This window comes from Streptomyces sp. NPDC005784 (genome assembly GCF_042871525.1).
In the GTDB taxonomy this organism is placed as follows: domain Bacteria; phylum Actinomycetota; class Actinomycetes; order Streptomycetales; family Streptomycetaceae; genus Streptomyces.
The window spans coordinates 124,237-147,719 of the sequence record NZ_JBIAIQ010000001.1 but is presented as its reverse complement, the minus strand read 5'-3'; the positions used below and the strand labels follow the sequence as shown (position 1 = coordinate 147,719).

The 23,483-nt window shown below is 69.6% G+C and carries 18 protein-coding genes and 3 pseudogenes; 17 read left to right on the top strand and 4 right to left on the bottom strand.

All coding sequences use genetic code 11. The features are described 5' to 3' along the window. Positions 1–303: 303 nt before the first annotated feature. The 15 genes from ACFYR3_RS00660 (at position 304) to ACFYR3_RS00590 (ending at position 17,426) form a co-directional block, all read left to right on the top strand. Positions 304–960, top strand: coding sequence for a GntR family transcriptional regulator (locus tag ACFYR3_RS00660; protein WP_355843583.1), 657 nt, complete (start codon positions 304–306; stop codon positions 958–960). Next, entirely contained in the window at positions 957–1,865 is a 909-nt protein-coding gene (locus tag ACFYR3_RS00655; RefSeq protein WP_355843586.1) for a dihydrodipicolinate synthase family protein, read from the top strand. Before ACFYR3_RS00660 ends, ACFYR3_RS00655 begins: the two co-directional genes overlap by 4 nt. Next, positions 1,853–3,583: an L-arabinonate dehydratase gene (gene araD, locus ACFYR3_RS00650; protein WP_355843589.1), complete on the top strand. Its 1,731-nt coding sequence runs from the start codon at positions 1,853–1,855 to the stop codon at positions 3,581–3,583. Before ACFYR3_RS00655 ends, araD begins: the two co-directional genes overlap by 13 nt. A gap of 99 nt (positions 3,584–3,682) precedes the next feature. Beyond that, positions 3,683–4,618 carry a carbohydrate ABC transporter permease gene (locus tag ACFYR3_RS00645; protein WP_389280846.1) on the top strand — a complete coding sequence of 312 codons (936 nt, stop codon included), beginning with the start codon at positions 3,683–3,685 and terminating at the stop codon, positions 4,616–4,618. Continuing rightward, complete coding sequence (locus ACFYR3_RS00640; RefSeq protein ID WP_355843595.1) at positions 4,615–5,517, top strand: carbohydrate ABC transporter permease; 903 nt, start codon at positions 4,615–4,617, stop codon at positions 5,515–5,517. Before ACFYR3_RS00645 ends, ACFYR3_RS00640 begins: the two co-directional genes overlap by 4 nt. Beyond that, positions 5,514–6,770, top strand: a complete 1,257-nt coding sequence (locus ACFYR3_RS00635) for a Gfo/Idh/MocA family oxidoreductase (protein ID WP_355843598.1) — start codon at positions 5,514–5,516, stop codon at positions 6,768–6,770. The genes ACFYR3_RS00640 and ACFYR3_RS00635 overlap by 4 nt, the downstream gene beginning before the upstream one ends. Then, positions 6,767–7,609 (top strand): PmoA family protein, encoded by an 843-nt coding sequence (locus ACFYR3_RS00630; RefSeq protein WP_355843601.1) that lies wholly within the window; start codon positions 6,767–6,769, stop codon positions 7,607–7,609. The genes ACFYR3_RS00635 and ACFYR3_RS00630 overlap by 4 nt, the downstream gene beginning before the upstream one ends. Beyond that, a complete protein-coding gene (locus ACFYR3_RS00625; RefSeq protein ID WP_355843604.1) occupies positions 7,609–9,246 on the top strand; it encodes a family 43 glycosylhydrolase in 1,638 nt (545 codons plus the stop codon). Before ACFYR3_RS00630 ends, ACFYR3_RS00625 begins: the two co-directional genes overlap by 1 nt. 181 nt (positions 9,247–9,427) lie before the next feature. Continuing rightward, on the top strand, positions 9,428–10,810 hold the full coding sequence (locus ACFYR3_RS00620; protein ID WP_389280842.1) for an ABC transporter substrate-binding protein: 1,383 nt from the start codon (positions 9,428–9,430) through the stop codon (positions 10,808–10,810). Positions 10,811–10,945: 135 nt separating this feature from the next. After that, a complete protein-coding gene (locus ACFYR3_RS00615) occupies positions 10,946–11,746 on the top strand; it encodes a rhamnogalacturonan acetylesterase (protein WP_355843607.1) in 801 nt (266 codons plus the stop codon). Positions 11,747–11,879: 133 nt separating this feature from the next. Continuing rightward, entirely contained in the window at positions 11,880–13,208 is a 1,329-nt protein-coding gene (locus ACFYR3_RS00610; protein WP_389280840.1) for a polysaccharide lyase family 1 protein, read from the top strand. A 2-nt stretch (positions 13,209–13,210) separates the two neighbouring features. Then, a complete protein-coding gene (locus ACFYR3_RS00605) occupies positions 13,211–14,353 on the top strand; it encodes a pectinesterase family protein (RefSeq protein ID WP_355843610.1) in 1,143 nt (380 codons plus the stop codon). Between the two features lies 1 nt (position 14,354). Beyond that, on the top strand, positions 14,355–15,374 hold the full coding sequence (locus ACFYR3_RS00600; RefSeq protein ID WP_389280838.1) for a pectinesterase family protein: 1,020 nt from the start codon (positions 14,355–14,357) through the stop codon (positions 15,372–15,374). A 43-nt stretch (positions 15,375–15,417) separates the two neighbouring features. After that, a complete protein-coding gene (locus ACFYR3_RS00595; RefSeq protein ID WP_356782549.1) occupies positions 15,418–16,530 on the top strand; it encodes a chondroitinase-B domain-containing protein in 1,113 nt (370 codons plus the stop codon). 101 nt (positions 16,531–16,631) lie between these two features. Beyond that, entirely contained in the window at positions 16,632–17,426 is a 795-nt protein-coding gene (locus ACFYR3_RS00590) for an HAD family acid phosphatase (protein WP_355843619.1), read from the top strand. A 153-nt stretch (positions 17,427–17,579) separates the two neighbouring features. On the opposite strand, the pseudogene ACFYR3_RS00585 reads toward ACFYR3_RS00590, so the two are convergent. Both ACFYR3_RS00585 and ACFYR3_RS00580 read right to left on the bottom strand, forming a co-directional pair. Next, positions 17,580–17,723, bottom strand: a pseudogene (locus tag ACFYR3_RS00585) (pectate lyase); the annotation flags it as partial. A 44-nt stretch (positions 17,724–17,767) separates the two neighbouring features. Further along, positions 17,768–18,153 (bottom strand): annotated as a pseudogene (locus ACFYR3_RS00580) (hypothetical protein); the annotation flags it as partial. 170 nt (positions 18,154–18,323) lie between these two features. On the opposite strand from ACFYR3_RS00580, the gene ACFYR3_RS00575 reads away from it, so the two are divergent. Beyond that, positions 18,324–19,544 carry an RNA-guided endonuclease InsQ/TnpB family protein gene (locus ACFYR3_RS00575; RefSeq protein WP_389280835.1) on the top strand — a complete coding sequence of 407 codons (1,221 nt, stop codon included), beginning with the start codon at positions 18,324–18,326 and terminating at the stop codon, positions 19,542–19,544. Between the two features lie 33 nt (positions 19,545–19,577). Here the strand turns inward: ACFYR3_RS00575 and ACFYR3_RS00570 are convergent. Further along, positions 19,578–20,027, bottom strand: a pseudogene (locus ACFYR3_RS00570) (SigE family RNA polymerase sigma factor); the annotation flags it as partial. 270 nt (positions 20,028–20,297) lie between these two features. On the opposite strand from ACFYR3_RS00570, the gene ACFYR3_RS00565 reads away from it, so the two are divergent. Then, entirely contained in the window at positions 20,298–21,749 is a 1,452-nt protein-coding gene (locus ACFYR3_RS00565) for an NCS2 family permease (RefSeq protein WP_355843624.1), read from the top strand. Positions 21,750–22,007: 258 nt separating this feature from the next. Here ACFYR3_RS00565 and ACFYR3_RS00560 read toward each other — a convergent pair whose 3' ends face one another. Next, positions 22,008–23,459 (bottom strand): peptidoglycan D,D-transpeptidase FtsI family protein, encoded by a 1,452-nt coding sequence (locus ACFYR3_RS00560; RefSeq protein WP_389280833.1) that lies wholly within the window; start codon positions 23,457–23,459, stop codon positions 22,008–22,010. Between the last annotated feature and the right edge of the window lie 24 nt (positions 23,460–23,483).

Below are 23,483 nucleotides of genomic sequence, written 5' to 3'. Positions count from 1 at the left end.
TCGCCAACCCGACGTCGGCGCCCGCCTCTCCCCTTGCCGGGCAGGCCTCGCCAGGCATCGCGAAAGCAAACACTTGATGCGTCTCACCCTCAAGGGTGGTACCCGGGCCCTCCGATGCCTCGCGCCCCGCGCGTCACATCAAATTCCTTTGCCGGAAGCGTTGACGAAACACGGCCACGCTCCTACCTTCAACGCGTCGTACTTCGTACGTCATATATGAGACGCGATATGCGAGATCCGGGATCGACGTCCGCGAGGATGCCCGACTCCCGTGATCCGAGCCGTGAGACCAGAGAGGCGCGCATGACCTCTGTGCCCACCCCGATCCCGTCCCGCACGCAGTTCGTGCTGGAGGGGATCAAACACCGCATCCTCACCGGGCAGTTGACCCCGGGACAGGCTTTGGTCGAGACCGACCTCGCCGCACAGTTCGGGGTGTCCAAGACCCCTGTGCGCGAGGCGCTCAAGACCCTGGCCGGCACCGGGCTCGTCGTGATGAACCAGTACAAGGGCGTCACGGTACGCATGGTGGACGCGGACATGGCGCGCGAGGTGTACGACGTACGGCTGCTCCTCGAACCCGAGGCGCTGCGTCGGGTGGTGCGGCGCGGAGCCTCCCTCGACGCCGCCCGTGACGCGCTCACCCGTGCCGACGACGCCGCCGACACTGCCGAACGGTCGCTGGCCAACCGGGAGTTCCACCGCGCCCTGTACGTGCCCTGCGGCAATCCGCTGCTCGGCCGGATGCTCGACGAGGTGCGCGACCAGGCCGCCCTCGTCTCGGCGGTCGCCTGGGCGTCCGATCCCTCCTGGGAGCGGGAGGCGAACGAGCACCGGGAGATCCTGCGGCTCGCCCTCGACGGTGACGCCGACGCCGCGGCCGGAGCGCTGCACGCGCACATCGCGTCGTTCGTGCAACGGGCCTTCCCCCAGGGCCAGGAAGAGGACGGACAGGAATGACAGCGACGTTCGAGACCCAGCGGGCGGCCCTCGCCGAGGTCGTGGCGATCCCGGTGACCCCGTTCGCCGAGGACGGCACGATCGACCGGGACACCCACCGGGCCCTGCTGCGCCGGCTGATCGACGGCGGCGTCCGCACCCTCACCCCCAACGGCAACACCGGAGAGTTCTACGCCCTCACCCCCGAAGAGCGCGGGCTCATCACCGAGTTGACCATCGAGGAGGCCGGTGACCGCGCGGTCGTCCTCGTCGGCGTCGGGCACGACGTGCCGACCGCCGTCGCCTCCGCGCGGCACGCCCGTGCCCTCGGCGCACCGATGGTGATGGTCCATCAGCCCGTGCACCCCTATGTCTCGGAGGGCGGCTGGGTCGACTACCACCGGGCCATCGCCGATTCCGTGCCGGAGCTGGGCGTCGTGCCGTACATCCGCAATCCGGCGCTCGCGGGTGCCCGGCTCGCGGAACTCGCGGACGCCTGTCCGAACGTCATCGGTGTGAAGTACGCCGTTCCCGACGCGGCGCGCTTCGCGTCCTTCGCGCGGGACGCCGGGCTCGAACGGTTCGTGTGGGTGGCCGGACTCGCCGAGCCGTACGCCCCCTCGTACTTCTCGGCCGGCGCCACCGGCTTCACCTCGGGCCTGGTGAACGTCGCCCCGGCCGTCTCGCTGAACATGATCGAAGCGCTTCGGGCCGGCGACTACCCGGCCGCGATGAAGGTCTGGGAGCAGATCCGTCGCTTCGAGGAACTGCGCGCCGCCGACGCCTCCGCGAACAACGTCACCGTGGTCAAGGAAGCCCTGTCCTCGCTCGGCCTGTGCCGCCGTGACGTCCGCCCGCCGAGCAAGCCGCTGCCCGCGAGCGAGCGTTCCGAGGTCGCCGCCATAGCCGCCGGATGGTCCCTGTGAAACGGCCCGAGGACCTCAGGAGCCATCAGTGGTACGGCACCCCCGGGCTCCGGTCGTTCAGCCACCGGGCCAGGACCCGGCAACTCGGCTACCTCCCCGAGGAGCACCTGGGCAAGCCGGTCATCGCGATCCTCAACACCTGGTCCGACATCAACCCGTGCCATGTGCACCTGCGCGACCGCGCGCAGGCCGTGAAGCGGGGCGTGTGGCAGGCCGGCGGATTCCCGCTCGAATTCCCGGTGTCCACGCTGAGCGAGACCTTCCAGAAGCCGACCCCGATGCTCTACCGCAACCTGCTCGCGATGGAGACCGAGGAACTGCTGCGGTCGTATCCGGTGGACGGGGCCGTACTGATGGGCGGCTGCGACAAGACCACGCCCGCGCTGCTCATGGGGGCCGCCTCGGTCGATCTGCCGACCGTTTTCGTGCCCGCCGGGCCGATGCTCCCGGGCCACTGGCGCAACGAGGTCCTCGGCTCCGGCACCGACATGTGGAAGTACTGGGACGACAAGCGCGCCGGTCTCATCGGGGACTGCGAGATGACCGAGCTGGAGAGCGGGCTCGCCCGGTCGCCGGGGCACTGCATGACGATGGGTACGGCGTCCACGCTGACGGCCGCCGCCGAGGCCCTCGGGGTCACCGTGCCCGGTGCGTCGAGCATCCCCGCCGTCGACTCCGGACACGACCGGATGGCCGCCGCGGCGGGGCTCAGGATCGTCGAACTCGTCCACAGGGACCGGACGTTGTCCGACATCCTCACCGCGGAGGCCTTCACGGACGCGGTGACGACGGTGCTCGGCCTCGGCGGCTCGACGAACGCCGTGATCCATCTGATCGCCATGGCCGGACGGGCCGGAGTCACCCTCACGCTGGACGACTTCGACCGGATCGCCCGGACCGTGCCGGTCCTCGCCAACGTCCGGCCCGGTGGACGGACGTACCTCATGGAGGACTTCCACTTCGCCGGCGGACTGCCAGGGTTCCTGTCGCGGATCACCGATCTGCTCCACCTGGACCGGCCCACGGTCTCCCACGACAGCCTGCGCGAGCAACTGGCGGGCGCCCGGGTGCACAACGACGACGTCATCCGCACCCGGGAGAACCCGGTCGCGGCCGAGGGCGGAGTGGCCGTCCTGCGCGGCAACCTCTGCCCCGACGGCGCCGTCATCAAGCACATCGCCGCCGAGCCGCACCTGCTCAAGCACACCGGTCCCGCGGTCGTCTTCGACGACTACCGCACGATGCAGCGGACCATCAACGACCCCTCGCTGGGCATCACCGCGGACAGCGTCCTCGTGCTGCGGGGCTCCGGTCCCAAGGGCGGCCCGGGAATGCCGGAGTACGGGATGCTGCCCATCCCCGACCACCTGCTGAAGCAGGGCGTCCGGGACATGGTGCGGATCTCCGACGCCCGGATGAGCGGCACGAGTTACGGCGCGTGCGTGCTGCACGTGGCGCCCGAGTCGTACGTCGGCGGCCCGCTCGCCCTCGTGCGCGACGGGGACCCGATCGCCCTCGACGTCGAGGCACGGTCACTCCAACTCAACGTGGACGAAGCTGAGCTGGAGCGCAGGCGGGCCGAGTGGACTCCGCCGCCCGTCCGGTACGAGCGCGGCTACGGCGCGCTCTACAACGAGCAGATCACCCAGGCCGACACCGGCTGCGACTTCGCGTTCCTGGCCCGGCCGGGCCAGGTGCCGGACCCGTACGCGGGCTGAGACCCCCCGCACCCGCACATGGAAGTGCTCGACCCATGTGGTCGTAGCAAGCGCTTCCTGCACCCGCTGTACTTGCCCCACTGCGAACGGAGAACAGTCATGGCCCAAGCCGCAGCCGTGGCGAAACCGCCCGCGCCACCCCGGCGGCGCCGTGCTTCCGCGACCCCGCGCAGGCTTCCGTATCTGCTGATCGCCCCCGCGGCGCTGCTGATGCTGGGCTTCATCGCCTACCCCGTCATCAGCGTCTTCTACTACAGCCTGCAGAACTACAACCCAACCAAACCGTGGCGCAACGGCTACGCGGGCTTCGGCAACTTCACGCACGCTTTCACCCAGGACCCCCAGTTCTGGGACACGTTGACCTTCAGCGCGAAGTGGGTCGTCGTCGAGGTGGGCCTCCAGCTCCTGTTCGGCCTGGCACTCGCGCTGATCGCCAACCAGACCTTCGCCGGGCGGGCGTTCGGGCGCGCACTGGTCTTCTCGCCGTGGGCCGTCTCCGGGGTGCTGACCTCGGCCATCTGGGTGCTGCTCTACAACTCCCAGACGGGCATCACCCGTTACCTCGCCGACGCCGGCATCGGCTCGTACGGGACGAGCTGGCTGTCGGACACCTCCACCGTCTTCTCGGCTGCCGTGGTCGCCGACCTGTGGCGCGGGGTCCCCTTCTTCGCGATCCTGATCCTCGCCGACCTCCAGTCCGTCTCCAAGGACCTGTACGAGGCCGCCGAGGTCGACGGAGCAAGCCGCGTCCGGCAGTTCCTGCACATCACACTGCCGCACCTCAAGGACGCGATCATCCTCTCCACGCTGCTGCGCGCGGTGTGGGAGTTCAACAACGTCGACCTGCTCTACACCCTGACCGGCGGCGGACCCGCGGGCGAGACGACGACCCTCCCGCTCTACATCGCCAACACCAGTGTCGACGCCCACAACTTCGGCTACGCGTCGGCCCTCACCACGGTCGCGTTCGTGATTCTGCTGTTCTGCTCGATCGTCTATCTGCGGCTGAGCAAGTTCGGAGGCGGGGACAAGTGATCACCAAGGACGCCGGGACGATCGCCCCGGCCGCACCCGCCCCGCCCCTCGAGGCACCTCGCTCGCGCGAACGGAAGAAGCACCGCGCCTGGGACGAGGTCCCGCGATGGCACATCTACCTCCCCCTCGGCATCTACCTGCTCTTCACCCTGATCCCCTTCTACTGGATCCTGCTCTTCGCGCTGCGCCCGGCCGGGTCGACCTCGCTCGTGCCCTGGCCCATGACCTTCGAGCACTTCCACAAGGTGTGGACCGAGCGCAGCTTCGGGACCTACTTCCAGAACAGCGTCCTCATCGCCGTCGCCACCCTGGTGATGACCACCCTCGTCGCGCTCGCCGGCGGCTACGCGCTCGCCCGCTTCGACTTCAGGATCAAGCGCGGTTTCATGCTCGCGCTGCTCTGCTCGCAGTTCGTGCCGGGCGCGCTGCTCCTGGTCCCGCTCTTCCAGATCTTCGCCGAACTCCGGATGATCAACTCGCTGGCCAGCGTCATCATCGCCGAGACAGTCTTCCAGCTCCCGCTGTCGATGATCCTGATCAGCGGATTCATCAGGAACGTGCCGTACTCCCTCGAAGAGGCAGCCTGGGTGGACGGCTGCAACCGCTTCGACGCCTTCCGGATCGTCGTCCTTCCGCTGCTGCGGCCCGGGCTGATCGCTGTCGGCTCCTTCGCCTTCGTGCACGCCTGGAACCACTTCCTGTTCGCCCTGATGTTCCTCAGCGACCAGAGCAAGCAGACCATCCCGGTCGGCCTCAACACCCTGATGAGCTCCGACAGCGTCGACCTGGGCGCGCTCGCCGCGGGCGGCATCATCGCCGCCGTCCCCGTGGTCGTCGTCTTCGCCTTCATCCAGAAATGGCTGATCACCGGATTCAGCGCCGGGGCGGTGAAGGGATGACGACCCCCTCGCGGCAGCAGATCCGTCCCCCGCACGGAGACGGCCTCCGTGACCTGAGCGGAGACGGCCCGCGGACCGCGCCCGCGGGCGCCCCGGCCGACACGACTGTGCTCGGACTCCCGCTGCCCGTCGTCCTCGCGGGCGCCCGCGGCCACGGCCGCTGGCACCTGGACAATATCCGCCGTCTCCAGGACAAGGGCCTGGTGCGCCTCGTCGGGGTCTGCGAGCTGACCCCGCTCACCGAGGACGAGCTGGCCGGGCAGCATGTCGAGCAGTCAGCGGACTTCGGGGCCCTCCTCGACTCGACCGGCGCCGCCGTCGCGGTGATCTGCACCCCCATCCCCACCCACACCGACCTCGCGCTGACCGCCGCGCGCAAGGGCGTCCACCTGCTCCTGGAGAAGCCGCCCGCGCCCTCCTACGCCGAGTTCCGGCGGATGGCCGACGGAGTCGCGGCGGCCCAAGTGGTCTGCCAGATCGGCTTCCAGTCGCTCGGCTCGCACGCCGTACCCGCCATCAGGAGGCTGATCACCGAGGGCGGGCTCGGCCGGGTGACCGGCATCGGCGGAGCAGGGGCGTGGGCGCGCGACGAGGCGTACTACCGGCGCGCGCCCTGGGCGGGAAAGCGTCGGCTCGACGGCGTGGACGTGGTCGACGGTGTCCTGACGAACCCGCTGGCCCACGTCGTCGCCACGGCCCTCGCGCTGGACGGTTCGACCCGCGCCGAGGACGTCACCGACATCCGGACCGAGCTGCTGCGCGCCAACGACATCGAGTCCGACGACACCTCGTGCGTGCGGGTCACGACCACCGGGAGCCGGATCACGGTCGCCGCGACGCTCTGCGCCGAACGCCCCGGCGAACCGTATGTCCTGGTGCACGGCACCGGCGGCCGGATCACCTTCTGGTACAAGCAGGACCGCGTCCTCGTGCAGCGGTCCGGGCACGGCCCCGAGGAGATCGAGTACGGCCGCACGGACCTGCTGGAGAACCTCGTCGAGCATCTGACGGGCGGCGCCGAGCTGCTGGTCGCGCCCGAGTCGACGGGTGCCTTCATGAAGGTCGTAGAAGCGATCCGCCAGGCACCCGACCCGATCGCGCTGCCCCCGCACGCCTGGGAACGGCTCCCAGGCGAGAACCGCCGCGTGGTGCCCGGCGTCGACGGATTCGTCGCGGCGGCCGCCGACACCCTCGCCCTCTACTCCGAGCTGGGCGCCTCCTGGGCGCTCTCGAACGAGGTGAGCACCCGATGAACAACGACTCGCTGGTCCTGCGGATCGGCGGCCGCCCCGTCGGCCGCTACGTCACCCGGCCCGCACTGCCGGCCCGGCTCTCCCCGCGCCCGTATCTGCACCCCGTCACCACCCTGGCCGGCACGGCCGTCACCGAGCTCAGCCCGGCCGACCACGCACACCACCTCGGCGTCGGTGTAGCCGTACCCGACGTCGAGGGGCACAACTTCTGGGGCGGCCGCACCTACGTCCGCGACCAGGGACCGACCGAGCTCGACAACCACGGCGCCCAGCGGCACACCGGCTTCCAGCTGCGCGACCCGGACGGCTTCGTGGAGGAGCTGCGCTGGATGGCCGCGGGCGCCGAGCTGCTGCGCGAACGCCGTACGGTCGCGGCCGTCGGACTCACCGACTCCGTCTGGGCGCTGGACTTCACCTTCTCGCTCACCAATGTCACCGCGCGCGGGCTCTCCCTCGGCAGCCCGGCCACCAACGGACGGCCGGGTGCGGCGTACGGCGGCTTCTTCTGGCGGGCCCGCAAGGAACCGGACGCCCCGCGCGTGTTCACCGCCGACGCCGAGGGCGAGGAGGCGGTCCACGCCCGCCCCGCCGACTGGCTCGCCCTCGCGGGCGCTGACTGGACGCTCGTCTTCGCCGGGGCGACGGGGGAGACGCGTCGCGACCCGTGGTTCGTCCGCACCGCCGAGTACCCCGGCGTCGGTTCCTCCCTCGCCCACGAGAAGCGGCTCACCGTCGAGGCGGGCGGCACGCTCGTACGCCGGGTCGTCACCGTCGTCGCCGACGGCACCCTCGACCGGAGCGAGGCCGCGGCGCTGGTCCGCAAGGCGGTGAGCCCCTGATGGCGCTGCCCTCCGCCGACCTGGGTGACGGCACCTACCGCAACCCCGTCCTCGACGCCGACTGGTCCGATCCCGATCTGCTGTGCGTCGGCGACGACTTCTACCTCACCGCCTCCAGCTTCGGCCGCGCCCCCGGTCTGCCCCTGCTGCACTCCCGGGACCTGGTCAACTGGACGCTCGTCGGACACGCCCTCCAACGCCTGGAACCCGCCCGCGAGTTCAGGACCCCCCGGCCCGACGGCGGTGTGTGGGCGCCCTCGCTGCGCCACCACGACGACCGTTTCTGGATCTTCTGGGGCGACCCCGACCACGGCATCTTCCAGGTCAACGCCCCTCAGATCAGGGGCCCTTGGACCCGGCCGCAACTGGTGAAGGAGGGCAGAGGCCTCATCGACCCCTGCCCGCTGTGGGACGAGGAGACCGGCGAGGCGTATCTCGTGCACGCCTGGGCCAAGTCCCGTTCGGGAGTGAAGAACCGGCTCACCGGACACCGGATGCGCCCCGACGGCACCGGGCTGCTCGACGAGGGAAAGGTGATCGTCGACGCCGACCTGATTCCCGGCTGGTTCACCCTCGAAGGTCCCAAGGCCTACCGGCACGACGGCTGGTTCTGGATCTTCGCGCCCGCCGGGGGAGTCGAGACCGGCTGGCAGGGCGCCTTCCGTTCACGCGGCTTCTTCGGGCCCTACGAGGAGCGGGTGGTCCTGGAACAGGGGAACACCCGGGTCAACGGCCCGCACCAGGGCGGCTGGGTGCGCACGGCGGCGGGCGAGGACTGGTTCGCGCACTTCCAGCAGCGCGGGCCCTACGGGCGGGTGGTCCACCTCCAGCCGATGCGCTGGGGCGATGGGGGTACCTCCCGCTCATGGGGGTCCCCCCGCTCGAGCGAAGCCGAGAGTGGGGGTGAAGCCGAGAGTGGGGGAGGCTGGCCGGTGCTCGGAGACCGGGGCGCCCCCGTCGCCGTACACCGCAAGCCGGACCTTCCGCCCCAGCCACCGTCCGCGCCCGCCACCGACGACGACTTCCCCGGCGGCCGCTTCGGGCGCCAGTGGCAGTGGACCGCCAACCCCCAGGACGGCTGGGCCACCCAGCACTCCGGCGACGGACTGCGGCTGAGCTGTGTCCGTACGGCGGACGCGCACGACCTGCGCAGACTGCCCCATGTCCTCACCCAGCGGATGCCGGGTGCGGCCGCCACCGTCCAGGTCGACCTCTGCCTCGACAGTGAGGAGCCCGGGGCACGGGCCGGGCTCGTGGTGCTCGGGGACGCGTTCGGCTGGATCGGACTCCGGCGCGAGCCGGACGGATCGGTACGGCTCGTGCACCGGTTCGCCGAGACGGTCGCCGGGGCGGCACCCACCGCGCGTTCGGGGCCGTGCGAGGGCGAGCGCGACGCCGCTCCCGCACGGACCGTGCCCGAGGGCCGGGCCCGGCTGTGGATCGAGATCGGTGCGGGCGCCCGCTGCAGCTTCTCCTACGACGTCGGTGGCGGTCGGCAGCCCTCGGGGCAGGTCTTCGCCGCCACCGGATGGCGCTGGGTCGGCGCCCTGCTCGGCCTGTTCGCCCTCGCGCCGACCGGCGGGGGACACGCCGGCGCCGCCTCGTTCACGCGTTTCCGTGTCACCGCGACCCGCTGAGGGTCACTTCCCGCCGTTCGTCCGCCTGTTGGGAGCCGCAATGACGCACCTCCGTAGCAAGCGCTTACCGGGTGAGGAAGGAAGGGCTCGTCCCTTCCGGAAGCAGCCGGGTGCAGACCTCCGAGGACACCGCACCGACCCCACGACCCTGTTGGATCCAGAAGAAGAAGAGAGCCGACCAATGAAGATCAGCCCGCAGAAGATCAGCCCACTGGGGACCGGTCCGATCAGGACCGGCGCCCGTGGAACCAAGCGCGCGGCCGTGGCCGTCGCCCTCGGTTCCGTGCTCGCGCTGACCGTCACCGCCTGTGGTGACAACGGCAGCGGCAGCGCGGGGGACAAGGGCACCGAGGGCTCCGGCAAGGGCGAGATCACCTTCTGGGACAACAACGGCGGTGTCCGCACCGACATCTGGAAGCAGATCATCGCCGACTTCGAGAAGAAGTACCCGGACATCAAGGTCAACTACGTCGGCATCCCGGCGGCCAGTGCCCAGTCCAAGTACGACACCGCCATCCAGGGCGGTGGCCTGCCCGACGTCGGCGGCGTGGGCACCGCGATGCTCGCCGAGGTCGCCGTCCAGGGCGCGCTGGAGCCACTGGACAGCCGGATCGAGAAGAGCTCGCTGCAGGGCAAGTTGAGCGAGAACCTGCTTGCCGTCAGCCGGGCCGCGGGCGGCGGCGACACGCTGTACCAGGTGCCGACCTCCGCCAACAACGGCACGCTCTGGTACCGCACCGACCTGTTCAAGGCGGCGGGCCTGGACGCGCCGACCTCCTGGTCGAAGTTCTACGACGCCGCCGCGAAGCTCACCGACAAGGGCAAGAACAAGTTCGGCTTCACCATCCGCGGCGGCGAGGGCTCCATCGCCCCGGCGCTGGACGCGGCGTACGGCCAGAGCGGCATCACCGCGTTCTGGAACGGCGACAAGACCACCGTCAACGACCCGAAGAACGTGGCGGCCCTGGAGAAGTACGTCGCCCTGTACAAGAAGGTCACCCCGTCCGCCGACGTCAACAACGACTTCACCAAGATGGTCGCGCAGTGGGACAGCGGCACCATCGGCATGCTGAGCCACAACCTCGGCTCCTACCAGGACCACCTGAAGGCGCTCGGCGCCGGCAAGTTCCGCGGCATCCCGAACCCCACCCAGGACGACGGCACGCGCGTACAGATCTCCAACCCGGTCGACGGACTCAGCCTGTTCAAGTCCGGCAAGAACAAGGCGGCCGCCTGGAAGTTCATCGAGTTCGCCGTCTCGGCGGCGGAGAACTCCAAGTTCAACGAGTCCGCGGGCCAGGTGCCGGCGAACACCGACGCCGCCAAGGACGCGTGGATCCAGCAGGCCGAGCCGACCAAGCTGGCCGCCGAGGCGCTGAACGGCACCGGCACCAAGATCGTGCAGCTGCCGTACTACCTGCCCGACTGGAACACCATCTCCAAGGCCGACAACGAGCCGAGCTTCCAGAAGGTGCTGCTCGGCAAGATGAGCGCGAAGGACTTCCTGGACTCGCTGGCCGACCAGCTGAACAAGGCGCAGGCGGACTGGAAGGCCCACCACTAGTCCGGTGCGCCCACCGTGGCCGGCCGTGGCCGGCCACGGCGCGTGGCCGCTCACCCCTGTCGAAACCCCCTCTCGAACCCCTTGTCGCACCTCTGTCGAAACCACTCTCGAACCTCTGTCGAAAGGCACACCCCCGTGTCCCTCACGCGCAGACAGGTCACCTCGGCGGCCGTGGCCGCCTTACCGCTCGCCGTTGCCGCGGCGGGCCCCGCGTCCGCCGCCCCGCACCGCCGGTCGCGCACTCTGCACATCGCCGGCGACTCCACCGCAGCCCAGAAGTACGCCGACGCCGCACCCGAGACGGGGTGGGGCATGGCGCTCCCGTTCTTCCTCCACGAGGACGTCGTGGTCGCCAACCACGCGGTGAACGGCCGTAGTTCGAAGAGCTTCATCGACGAGGGGCGCCTCGACGCGATCCTCGACGTGATCCGGCCGGGCGACCTCCTGCTCGTCCAGTTCGGGCACAACGACGAGAAGGCCGCCGACCCGACGCGCTACACCGAGCCGTGGACCACGTTCCAGGACTGTCTGCGGCAGTACATCGAGGGGGCGCGGGCCCGGGGCGCCCGGCCGGTGCTGGCCACCCCGGTGGAGCGCAGGAAGTTCGACGCGGACGGCAACGCCGTGCCGACGCACGGCGACTACCCGGCGTCGATGCGTGCACTCGCCGCGGACGAGCACGTGGCGCTCCTCGACATCCAGGCTCTGTCGATCGCCCTGTGGCAGCGGCTCGGCGTCGAGGAGACGAAGAAGTACTTCAACTGGACCGCGACCGAACAGGACAACACGCACTTCAACCCGCCCGGTGCCATCGCCGTGGCCCGTCTCGTCGCGGCCGGACTGCTGCACCGCCGGGTCCTCACGCCCCGGGACGTACGCCGCCTCGACGCGCAGATACCCGAGTCCTGGATCACCTGGCCGACCGCCAGCCCCTGAGTCCTCGAACCTCCGAGTCCTCGAACCTCCGAGCCCTCGAACTTCTGAGCTCTGAACCTCTGAGCCCTGAACCCCCGAGTCCTGAACCCCCGAGTCCCCGAGTCCTTGAGTCGAAGAAAGTGAGAGCCGCACCGTGAACACACAGAACTGGCATGGGCATGTCACAGAATGGGCCGCGATCACCGCACGGAGAGCCGCCGTGCTGATCGGCTGCACCGCCCTCGTGCTCGCCGTCACCGGCACCACCGCCGAGGCCCGGCCCCGCGAGCTCGGCCGGCAGACGCTCGCCGCAGGCGACGGCTGGGCGTCCGCCGGGACCGGCACCACCGGCGGCTCGACCGCCGCGGCAGCACAGGTCAGCACGGTCACGACCTGGGCGGAGTTCAAGGCCGCGCTCGCCGCGGGCGGCACCGCGCCCAAGATCATCAAGGTCAGGGGCACGATCGACGCCAACGCCGAGGGCTGCGACTCCTTCGCGGCGCCCGGCTACGACTTCGCCCGGTACCTCGCCGACTACGACCCCGCCGTGTGGGGCTACGACCAGGTGGTCAGCGGCGAGCAGGAGGATCTGCGCGCCGCCTCCGCCGCCAATCAGGACGCGGCCATCAAGGCGTACGTCCCCGCCAACACCACCATCGTCGGCATCGGCCGGAACGCGGGTTTCAAGGGCGCGAGCCTCCAGATCAAAGCCGTCGACAACGTCATCGTCCGCAACCTCTCCTTCGAGAGCCCCCTCGACTGCTTCCCGCAGTGGGACCCCACCGACGGCGACACCGGCAACTGGAACTCCGAGTACGACAGCGCGGTGATCTACGGGGCCACGCATGTCTGGCTCGACCACGACACGTTCACCGACGGCGCCCACCCGGACAGCTCGCTGCCGACGTACTACGGCCGGATCTACGAACAGCACGACGGCGAACTGGACATCGTCAAGGGCGCCGACTACGTGACCGCGTCCTGGAACGTCTTCGCCGACCACGACAAGACCATCCTGATCGGCAACAGCGACAGCGCGTCGACAGCCGCCGTGGACCGCGGTCATCTGAAGGTCACCCTCCACCACAACCTGTTCACCGGCCTCGTCGAGCGCGCCCCGCGCGTCCGCTTCGGACAAGTGGACTCCTACAACAACCACTTCGTGGCCGACTCCTCGTACGGCTACAGCTACGGCATCGGCATGGAGTCCCAACTCGTCGCCGAACACAACGCGTTCACGCTGCCCGACTCCGTCAGCGCCGCGAACGTCCTCAAGAAGTGGAAGGAGGCGCCGCTGACCGCCGCCGACAACTACGTCAACGGCGTACCGACCGATCTGATCGCCGTGCACAACGCGGAGATCCCGGCCGAGACGCTCCAGTCCGGGGCCGGCTGGACACCGGCCCTGCGGACGAAGGTCGACCCGCCGAGGGCCGTTCCCGGCATCGTCGACCACCGCGCGGGCGCCGGAAAGATCTGCTGACCATGACCGGACACCCCGTCAGCAGAAGGGCGTTCGTCGCCGCGGGCACCGGAGCCGCACTGGCTCCCGTGCTCGCGGCCCCCGCCCGCGCCACCGGACGCCCGCCCTTCGGGCGCCACGGTTCGCCGTCCGCGCGGCTCGACGCGAAGACGCTGTACGTCCACCCCGGCGGCCTCGGCGACCACACGACCGTGCAGGCCGCCGTGACCGCCGCGACCGGGGCCGGATACACCCTGGTCATCGCGCCCGGCGTGTACCGCGAGACGGTCTCGGTCGGAGCGGTCGACCCGGCGACCGGCCTGCCCGGCGCCGCGGGGTCCGAGATGACCTGGATCGGCGCCTCCGGCGACCCGCGCGATGTCGTCGTCGTGTACGACAACGCCAACGGCACGCCCAAGCCCGACGGTTCGGGCACCTACGGCACCACCGGATCGGCCACGACCACCGTGCGCACCGACGGTTTCACGGCCCGCTCGATCACGTTCGCCAACGACTGGCTGCGCGCCGACCACCCCGGGATCACCGGCACCCAGGCCGTGGCGATCAAGGCGCAGGGCGACCGCTCGGCGTTCCACCGGTGCCGCTTCCTCGGCCACCAGGACACGCTGTACGCCGACTCGTTCGCCCTGGGCACCTTCGCCCGGCAGTACTACCGGGACTGCTATGTCGAGGGCGACGTGGACTTCGTCTTCGGACGGGCGACGGCGGTCTTCGAGTACTGCCACTTCCGCACCCTGGACCGCACGGACCTGGCCGCCGCCCCGTACGGCTTCGTGTTCGCGCCGTCCACGGCCGTCGCCGACCCGCGCGGGTACCTGGTCACCCGCGGCCGGATCAGCAGCGCGGCACCGGACGCGTACTACAAGCTGGCCCGCCCCTGGGTGCCCGGCTCCGACCTCACCGCCCGTCCGATGCTGACCGTCCGCGACACCCGCCTGGACGCCGGCATCGACGCGGTCGCGCCCTATACGAACATGTCCGCCGCCTATCCGTGGCAGAGCCAGCGCTTCGCCGAGTACCGCAACACCGGACCCGGCGCGGCGATCACCGTCCCGGAGAACCGGCCTCAGCTCACGGACGAGGCGGCCCGTTCGGCGACCCGCGAGGCGTACCTCGGCGACTGGACGCCCGGGAAGGGGTGCTGAGATGCGCAGGCGCACCCTCCTCGCCGGTGCGGCCGGGGGAGTCGTGGCCCTCGGCGCCACCCCGGCCGCCGCCCACGGGCGCTGTGTCCTGCACGTGCGTCCCGGCGACTCGGTCCAGGCCGCCGTGGACGCGGTGGACGGCCCCGGGCGGACGATCGTCGTCCACCCGGGGACGTACCGCGAAGTGGTCGACATCCCCGCCGACAAGCTGGAGTTGACGCTGCGCGGTGCCACCCGCGACCCGCGTGACGCGGTCATCGTCTTCGACCGGGCGAACGGCACGCCGAAGCCGGACGGCTCCGGCACCTACGGGACCGCGGGCTCCGCCACGTTCACCTCGGCGGCCCCCGGGCTGACCGTGCGCGGGCTCACGATCGCCAACGACTGGCTGCGGGCCGACCACCCGGAGACCACCGGCACGCAGGCGGTCGCGGCCTACGTCACCGGCGACCGCTCGTACTTCGCGCGGGTCCGGCTGCTCGCGCACCAGGACACGCTGTTCGCGGACACGACCGACCTGGCCGCCTTCGACCGTCACTGCTACCGCGACTGCTACATCGAGGGTGACGTCGACTTCGTCTTCGGCCGGGCCACCGCCGTCTTCGAACGCTGCCACTTCCACACCCTCGACCGGGATGTCGCCTTCAAGCCCGAGGGCATGGTCTTCGCGCCGTCCACGGCCCGTGCGAACCCCCGCGGCTTCCTGGCCGTCGGCGGCCGTGTCACCTCCGGCGCCGAGGACGCGGCGTACAAGATCGCCCGGCCCTGGGTCCCGTCGTACGAGACCACCGCGTGGCCCTCGCTCGTGGTCCGCGGATGCGAACTCGGGCCCGGCATCGACGCGGTGGCGCCCTACACCGACATGCGCGCGGCCTATCCGTGGCAGTCCATGCGCTTTCGCGAGTACCGCAACACCGGACCCGGCGCGGTGATCACCGTCCCGGAGAACCGTCCCCAGCTCACGGACACGGAGGCCGAGCAGCACACCCGTGCCGCGTATCTCGGCGGCTGGCGCCCGTGATTCCCCCGTTCCATCCGACAGCACGACGAAAGGACCGCACTCCATGTCTCGTCGTACCGCTCTCGCCTTAGGCGCCACCCTGGCGCTCGGCGCAGGCCTCGCCGTCCTCCCCACGCAGGCGCAGGCCGCCACCGTCGTCGTCGACACCACCGCCGAACTGACCAGCGCGATCTCCGGCGCCACCGCAGGAACCGTCATCCAGGTGCGCGGCGGCACCTACTACCCGACGGCCACCCTCCAGTCCACGACCAACGGCACGTCCTCCTCGCCGGTCACGCTCACGGCGTACGGCTCGGAGACCGTGAAGATCGACGGCTCCTCGCTCCCGTCGGGCTCCTGGATCTTCAAACTCACCGCCGACTACTGGAACGTCTCCAACCTGACCTTCCAGAACTCCCCGGACAGCGCGGTCGTCTGCCAGTCCTGCACCGGCACCGTCTGGAACAACATCAAGACCGTCAACGGCGGCGACTCCGGCTTCACGCTGACCGGCGACGGCACCGTCAACAACACGGTGAAGAACATCGACTCGTACGGCAACTACGACGCCGCCAACCACGGCGAGAACGCGGACGGCGTCGCCGTGAAGTTCGGCTCGGGCACCGGCAACCTGATCACCGGGGCCCGCCTGTACAACAACTCCGACGACGGCATCGACTTCTGGTCGTTCTCCTCGCCCGTCACCGTCGAACACTCCTGGTCCTTCGGCAACGGCAAGAACCGCTGGAGCGACTCGGCCTTCGCGGGCGACGGCAACGGATACAAGCTGGGCGGCGACGGCGAGGTCGTCGCACACGTCGTCAACAACTCCGCCGCCTGGGACGACGCGGGCAGCGGCTTCACCGAGAACTCCAACACCGGCGCCATCGTCATCAACCGCACCACCGCCTACGCCAACGGCAAGTACGGCTACTACTTCGCCACCAGCGCCGCCAAGCTCGGCAAGAACCTCGCCGTGAGCAACGGCACCGCGGCGGTGTCCAAGGGCTCCTCGGTGACGTCGGCCGGCAACAACTGGGACTCCGGCATCTCCACCCCGTCGTTCGTCTCCACGGACGCGAGCACCACGTACAACGCCCGCTCGTCCAGTGGCACGCTGCCCGCGACCACCTTCCTCACGACGGGCAGCAGCACCATCGGCGCCACCATGAACTGACGCCTCCCGAACAGGGCGCGAGGCCCAAGTCGCCTGAAAAGTATGTATCGATCAGGCAACAGGTCTCGCGTCCAGGGAGGTGACGCGCGTAGAAACCTGTCATGCATAAGCCATTGCGCATCGCGGCCGTCGCCGCCACCTGTGTCGTCGCCGGTGCCGCCCTGTACGGCACCGGCGTCGCCACCGCCGGTCAGTCGACGGCGAACTCGACGCACGAGCCCTACAACATCGGGGTCCTCGTGAAGGACATCGACACCTACTACGGCACCACGGCCGACAGCAACGGGGTCTACCAGGCGTCCCCCGACAGCCCGTACGCCAAGGACCTGGCGCGCCTCGACGCCGCCGCGGAGCGGCACATCGACCAGGCGGCCCGAAAGGCCCACCACCGGCACGAGAAGGCCGCGGTCGTCTTCGACATCGACGACACGCTGCTGCTCTCCCTCGACTACGAGAAGAAGACCAACTACACCTACAACTCGGCCTCCTGGGCGGCGTACGTCGCCCAGGCGGACCGCCCGGCCGTCTTCGGCAGCCCCGAACTCGTCGAGTACGCCGCGTCCAAGGGCGTCGAGGTGTTCTACAACTCGGGCCTGAAGGAGTCGCAGCGCGTCTCCGCCGTCGAGAACCTGAAGAAGATCGGTGTCGACGTCAACCTCGACGCCGCGCACATGTTCCTCAAGGACGCGGCCAACCCGCCCGCCTACCTGAGCGGTTGCGCCACCGCCGCCGCCTGGAACTGCACGACCGTGCAGTACAAGTCCGGCACCCGTCAGCACATCGAGTCCCTCGGGTACGACATCGTCGCCAACTTCGGCGACCAGTACTCGGACCTCGACGGCGGCTACGCCGACAAGACCTACAAGCTCCCGAACCCCACGTACTTCGTGAGCTGATACACGCCCCCACGGGCGAACGCCCCCGCCGGTCGTCACCGGCGGGGGCGTTCATCTGCCGGCCGAGGGGGGCTCAGGCCGACAGGTCCACACAGTCGATGACGTCAAAAACGAAGGCGGGGTTGTTTCCGAAGGGCGAACGAATCTTCGGACTCAGTCGTACGTGACGTCCGACGCCGTGAACCTGCACGATGTTCCGTCCGGGCCGGTGCCGAGTTCCTTCGGCTCCTTGCCCGTGTTGTTGCCCTGGAAGCGGACGCATGTCTTGATCTTCTTCTTGGTGTCGCCGTCGTGGCGGACGTCCGCCACGAGTCGTCGCCGTCCGCGGTGTTCCGGGCCGCGAAGTCCGCGGCCGCGGTGGCCCGTTCGCCGCCCTTCGCGGTCGCCGTCACCGTGTAGCCGTTGTCCTTCGCGTCCCGGCCGCCGCGATCATGGTCGTACTGGCCCACGAAGACCCACTCGCCCGGCCAGACCGTGCGACCCGGCTTGAGCGTCCAGGTGTAGACGAGAAACCGTCCCGCTCGGCGACCGTCGTCGTGAAGCCGCTCTGGGGCAGCGAACACCAGGCGCCCGCGTCGCTCACCCCGCCAGTCTGTCTGATTTTTAACTCGACTGAGAGAGCGGTGAGTTGCTCGGTCGTCTTCAGGGTGGCATTGCTCTGCGCCCAGAAGTCGTTGCTGTGCGGGTCGACCGAGCCGTCCGACCGCAATGGGCCGTCCGCGGTGCCCCCGGGATGCGGCGGCAGCCTGGAGCGCCCGCAGGTCCGACCGTGAGCGGAAAAGGCGAACATGCGTACCAGCATTCGCTGGTTGTGGTGGCTGTGCCCTGACGAGGGTACGGGTGTGCGTGTGTCGCACTTACGGTCTCATGGTGGAAGCCGGGTGAGCGGGAGCCGGGATGCGAGGGAGGGGGCGAGTGCCGGAGGTGAAGGAGGTCGGTGAGGGTGGGCATGCCCGGTATACGTACCGGCTTCGTGTGTCGTCGACGGCCCGTACAGCGCTGCTGACGGAGTGGGACCGGTGCCGGTGGATCTGGAACGAGTGCGTTGCGCGTTCCAGGAAGGCCCACCGCGAGGGGGAGAAGTGCGGCCCCGCCGTGCTGGACAGGATGCTGACCGCGGCCCGTGCCATGACGCCGTGGCTGGCCGCGGGCTCATCGGTTCCGCAGCAGCAACTCGTCCGGGACTTCGGCAAGTCCCGCGCCAAGGCGCTCAAGGACATCAGGGACCGGCTGCCTGTCAGGCAGCGGGCAAGGATGCCCGGACACAAGAAGAAGCACGGGTGCGATCCGACCCTGAACTACACCCGGCGTGGCTTCCGGCTCAAAGGTGGGCGCCTGCACCTCGCGGGCGGGACCACCCTGACCGTGGTGTGGTCGCGGGACCTGCCCGCCGAGCCGTCCAGCGTGCGCGTGTACCGCGACAGCCTCGGCCACTGGTACGCCTCGTTCGTCGTCCCCGCCGAAGCGCGCCCGCTGCCCGCCGCCGGCCGCGTGATCGGGATCGACTGGGGTGTGAGGGAGACCGCCACCACCACCTCGGACGCCCACGACCTCCCCCACCCCGAACACGGCAGGAAAGCCAAGGCGAAGCTGGCCCGGTATGACCGGATGGCGGCTCGCCGCAGACCCGAGAAGGGGCAGGCGGCGTCGAGGGGCTACCGCGACGCGGTGAGGCTGCGCGCGAAGACCTACCGGAAGATTGCGCGGCAGCGGCAGGACGTCGGCCGTAAGTGGGCCAAGAAGGTCGTGCGCGATCACGACGCCATCGCGGTGGAGGACTTCCGGCCGAAGTTCCTCGCCAAGTCGACCATGGCCCGCAAGGCCGCAGACGCCGCCATCGGCGCCACCAAGAAGGCCCTGATCGAAATGGGCCGCAAGCACGGGCGGGACGTCCGGCTCGTGCACCCCGCGCATACCACCATGGACTGCGCACAGTGCGGAGCGAGAACCAAGCACGCACTGCCGCTGTCGGAACGCACCTACACCTGCACCGCGTGCAAAGCCGTGTCCCCCAGGGACAAGAACTCCGCCCGCGTGATGCTCATCCGGGCTGGTCTCGACCCGGCTGGCGTCGAGGGCGTAAGACCTCCTGGAGCACTGCTCCAGGAGGCGGCCTGAGCCAGAAATCCCCACCCGTCAGGGAAGGGGAGGTTTCAAGGTACCCACGGAGATCCCGAGGGCGAGCGCGGTGTCCTTCTCCGACAGATCGAAGGCGTGCCGCAGCACGACACAGGCCCGCTTGCGGAACGGCAGTCGGCGCAGCGCCTCCTGGACATCGACCGTGCCCGGTACGTCGGGGTTCTCGGTCCTGTCCTCGCGCTGCGACCAGAAGAGCGTGATCCGCCGGCGCTCGCGCACCGCGGCGCGGATCCGGGTGCGGGCGAGATTGGCGACCACACCGCGCGCGTACGCCACCGGATGGTCCGCCGCCCGCACCCGGTCCCAGCGGTGCCACAGCGCGAGCAGCGCGTCGGCGGCCAGATCGTCGGCGGCGTCCGGCTCGCCCGTCAACAGGTTGGCCAGGCGGGCCAGTTCGGCGTAGTGCCGCTCGAAGAAGGCGTGGAACTCCACGGAGGCGGCGTCGTCGACGACAGTGCCCACGGGGTACCTCTCCTCGCTACGGCTGTGGCACCGGTGCGGGTGCGACGTATACGGCCTCTGCGGTTCACCCCTGTGATTCGCCTGTGGGGGAAGGGAGTTCTGATGGGGCGGGACGCGTGAGCGTACCAGCCGGTCGTACGGGCCTTCGAACGGCGTGTGGCGGACCGAACTCGATTTCCGTAACACGGAGAAAACCTGAAAGCAGTTGATCGGGGGAACAATCCAGCCAGCATCCGCACACCGCGCGCGCAGGCAACGAGGAGAATCGCCATGTCCGAAGCTCAAAAGGTCGACAACCGGCCAAGTGCCGCAACACCGGCGGCAGGTGGGGTCGACGGGTTCTTCAAGATATCCGCCAGAGGTTCCACCATGGGCCGGGAGATACGCGGCGGTTTCGCCACGTTCTTCACCATGGCGTACATCCTCGTCCTGAACCCCATCATCCTCGGCAGCGCCAAGGACAAGTTCGGTCACACGCTCGACACCGGCCAACTGGTCACCGCGACCGCGCTGGTGGCGTGTGTGATGACCGTGATCATGGGTGTCGGCGGCAACCTCCCGCTCGCCATCGCCGCGGGCCTCGGCCTCAACGCCGTCGTCGCCTTCCAGCTGGCGCCGCTGATGAGCTGGCCCGACGCGATGGGCCTGGTCGTCCTCGAAGGCGTCCTGATCTGCGTCCTGGTGCTCACCGGCCTCCGGCAGGCGATCATGAACGCGATCCCGCAGCAGCTCAAGCAGGCCATCGGCGTCGGCATCGGCCTGTTCATCGCCTTCATCGGCTTCGTGGACGCCGGGTTCGTCAGTCGTATCCCGGACGTCGCGCACACCACCGTCCCCGTGCAGCTCGGTGCCGTGGGCCGGCTCACCGGCTGGCCCGTCCTCGTCTTCTGTCTCGGCGTCCTGCTGACCATCGCGCTGCTCGCCCGCAAGGTGAGGGGCGCGATCCTCATCAGCATCGTGACGATGACGGTCGTGGCGATCGTCATCAACGCCGTCGCCGACATCAAGAGCTGGGGTCTGACCACCCCGAAGGTCCCGGACAAGATCGTCGCCAGCCCGGACTTCGGACTCGTGGGTCACTTCAGCCTGTTCGGCGGCTTCGCCGAGGCCGGTGTGCTCACCGCGGTCCTGCTGATCTTCACCCTGGTCCTGTCGGACTTCTTCGACGCCATGGGCACCATCGTCGGGATCAGCGCCGAGGCCGGGCTGCTCGACGAGCAGGGACAGGTCCCGGGCATCGGCCGGGTCCTGTTCATCGACGGTGCCGCCGCAGTCGCGGGCGGTCTGGGCTCCGCCTCCTCCAACACCGCCTACATCGAGTCCGCGGCCGGCGTCGGCGAGGGCGCCCGTACCGGCTTCGCCAATCTGATCACCGGCGGCCTCTTCGGCCTCGCGCTCTTCCTCACCCCGCTGCTGACCATCGTCCCGCTCCAGGCCGCGGCGCCCGCGCTGATCGCGGTGGGGTTCCTGATGATGACCCACGTCAAGCACATCGACTGGGACAAGTACGAGATCGCGATCCCGGCGTTCCTGACCATCGTCGCCATGCCGTTCACGTACTCCATCACCGATGGCATCGGCGCCGGATTCCTGGCCTACGTCGTCATCAAGACGGTGCTGGGGAAGGCCAAGGAGGTCAACTGGCTGCTGTGGGCGGCCTCGGCACTGTTCCTGGTGTACTTCGCGATCGACCCGGTGGAGCAGTTGCTCGGCGTGCAGTAACGGTCCTTCGCGGGACACCGGCCGTCCGCGGGTGACCATGGCCGGCCGACAGCCCGTCGCCAAGGAGCCGCCACGTGAAGCAACGGACCCGTCGCGAAGGAGTCCGTGCGCGAAGTGACGGACCCGTCGCGAAGGAGTCCGTGCGCGAAGTGACCGGCCCGTCGCGAAGGAGCCCGTACGCGAGGCGGCCCCGCACCCCATCAGGTGCGGGGCCGCCTCCCCGGTACGAGTCCGGCTCCCGTACGAGCCCGGCGTACCTCAGTTCTTCAGTGCCGCCCGCATCATCGCCTTGGCGACCGGTGCCGCCAGTCCGTTGCCGCTGACCTCCGAGCGCGCCGCGTCCGACTGCTCGACCATCACCGCGACAGCGACCTCCTTGCCGGTGGAGTCGGACTTCGCGTACGACGTGAACCAGGCGTACGGCGTCTTGCTGTTCTTCTCGCCGTGCTGGGCCGTGCCGGTCTTGCCGCCCACGGTCGCGCCGGGGATGAGGGCGTTCGTGCCCGTGCCGTCCTCGACGACCGTCTGCATCGCGGACTGGAGCTGCCGGGCCGTGTCCGAGCTGACGATCTCCTTGGTCGCGGTGCTGTCGTCGTAGTTCCTCAGCACATCGCCGTTGGAGTCACTGGTCTGCGACACCATGTGCGGCGAGACCAGCTTGCCGTCGTTGGCAATAGCGGCGGACACCATGGCCATCTGGAGCGGGGTCGCGGTGACATCGAACTGCCCGATGCCGGTCAGCGCCGTGGACGACTTGTCCATGCCCGAGGGATACACGCTGGTGTACGCCCGCACCGGTACGTCCTGCTTCGTGTCGTTGAAGCCGAACTTCTCCGCCATCGCCCTGACCTTGTCCTGGCCCAGGTCGACGGCCATCTTCCCGAAGACGTTGTTGCAGGAGTACTGGAGCGCGACCCGGATCGAGGCGTTCTCGCACGGCGCGGACGCGCTCTCGTTCTTCAGGACCCTCGTCGTGTTCGGCAGCTTGTACGGGTTCGGGCTGTCCGTCTTCGCGTCCACGTCCGCGTAGAGCCCGTCCTCCAGCGCGGCCGCGGCCACGACCAGCTTGAACGTCGAGCCCGGCGGCAGCGGCTGCCGCAGCGCGCGGTTGACCAGCGGCTTGTCGGCGTCCCTGGTCAGCTTCTTCCAGACGCTGTTGTTGCCCGCGCTGATCGACGTCGGGTCGTACGACGGTGTCGAGACGACCGCGAGGATCTTGCCGGTCCTCGGGTCGATCGCGACGGCCGCGCCCTTGTTGCCCCCGAGCGCCGCGTACGCGGCCTTCTGCACGGCCGGGTCGATCGTCGTGATCACATCACCGGGGTCGGCGCGCTTGTTGGCCAGGGAGTCCAGCGGGTTCTTCAGCTGGAGGTCCGTGCCGTCCAGCAGCTTCCGGTAGATGCCCTCCAGCTGGGTCGCCCCGTACACCTGCGAGCTGTAGCCGGTGACCGCCGCGTACAGGCTGCCGTCCTTGAACGTCCGCTTGTACTTGAGGTCGCCCCCTGTCGTCTGCGCGGAGCCGGTGATCGCGTCACCGGCCACGATGATGTTCCCGAGCGGATTCGCGTACAGCGAGATCATGTTCCGTCGGTTGTTCTTGTCGTCCGCTAGTGCCCTGCCGTCGTAGAACTGCACCCACGTCGCCCTGACCAGCAGAGAGAGCACGAGCAGCAGAGTGAAGACGGCGGCACGCCTGATCGTCTTGTTCATCCCGCACAGAAGGACGAGCGATCG

Bases quoted from the DNA above. Each gene is read 5' to 3' on its own strand.
- ACFYR3_RS00660 (WP_355843583.1), top strand. From the start codon at position 304: ATGACCTCTGTGCCCACCCCGATCCCGTCCCGCACGCAGTTCGTGCTG.
- ACFYR3_RS00655 (WP_355843586.1), top strand. From the start codon at position 957: ATGACAGCGACGTTCGAGACCCAGCGGGCGGCCCTCGCCGAGGTCGTG.
- araD (WP_355843589.1), top strand. From the start codon at position 1,853: ATGGTCCCTGTGAAACGGCCCGAGGACCTCAGGAGCCATCAGTGGTAC.
- ACFYR3_RS00645 (WP_389280846.1), top strand. From the start codon at position 3,683: ATGGCCCAAGCCGCAGCCGTGGCGAAACCGCCCGCGCCACCCCGGCGG.
- ACFYR3_RS00635 (WP_355843598.1), top strand. From the start codon at position 5,514: ATGACGACCCCCTCGCGGCAGCAGATCCGTCCCCCGCACGGAGACGGC.
- ACFYR3_RS00630 (WP_355843601.1), top strand. From the start codon at position 6,767: ATGAACAACGACTCGCTGGTCCTGCGGATCGGCGGCCGCCCCGTCGGC.
- ACFYR3_RS00625 (WP_355843604.1), top strand. From the start codon at position 7,609: ATGGCGCTGCCCTCCGCCGACCTGGGTGACGGCACCTACCGCAACCCC.
- ACFYR3_RS00620 (WP_389280842.1), top strand. From the start codon at position 9,428: ATGAAGATCAGCCCGCAGAAGATCAGCCCACTGGGGACCGGTCCGATC.
- ACFYR3_RS00605 (WP_355843610.1), top strand. From the start codon at position 13,211: ATGACCGGACACCCCGTCAGCAGAAGGGCGTTCGTCGCCGCGGGCACC.
- ACFYR3_RS00600 (WP_389280838.1), top strand. From the start codon at position 14,355: ATGCGCAGGCGCACCCTCCTCGCCGGTGCGGCCGGGGGAGTCGTGGCC.
- ACFYR3_RS00595 (WP_356782549.1), top strand. From the start codon at position 15,418: ATGTCTCGTCGTACCGCTCTCGCCTTAGGCGCCACCCTGGCGCTCGGC.
- ACFYR3_RS00590 (WP_355843619.1), top strand. From the start codon at position 16,632: ATGCATAAGCCATTGCGCATCGCGGCCGTCGCCGCCACCTGTGTCGTC.
- ACFYR3_RS00575 (WP_389280835.1), top strand. From the start codon at position 18,324: ATGCGAGGGAGGGGGCGAGTGCCGGAGGTGAAGGAGGTCGGTGAGGGT.
- ACFYR3_RS00565 (WP_355843624.1), top strand. From the start codon at position 20,298: ATGTCCGAAGCTCAAAAGGTCGACAACCGGCCAAGTGCCGCAACACCG.
- ACFYR3_RS00560 (WP_389280833.1), bottom strand. From the start codon at position 23,459: ATGAACAAGACGATCAGGCGTGCCGCCGTCTTCACTCTGCTGCTCGTG.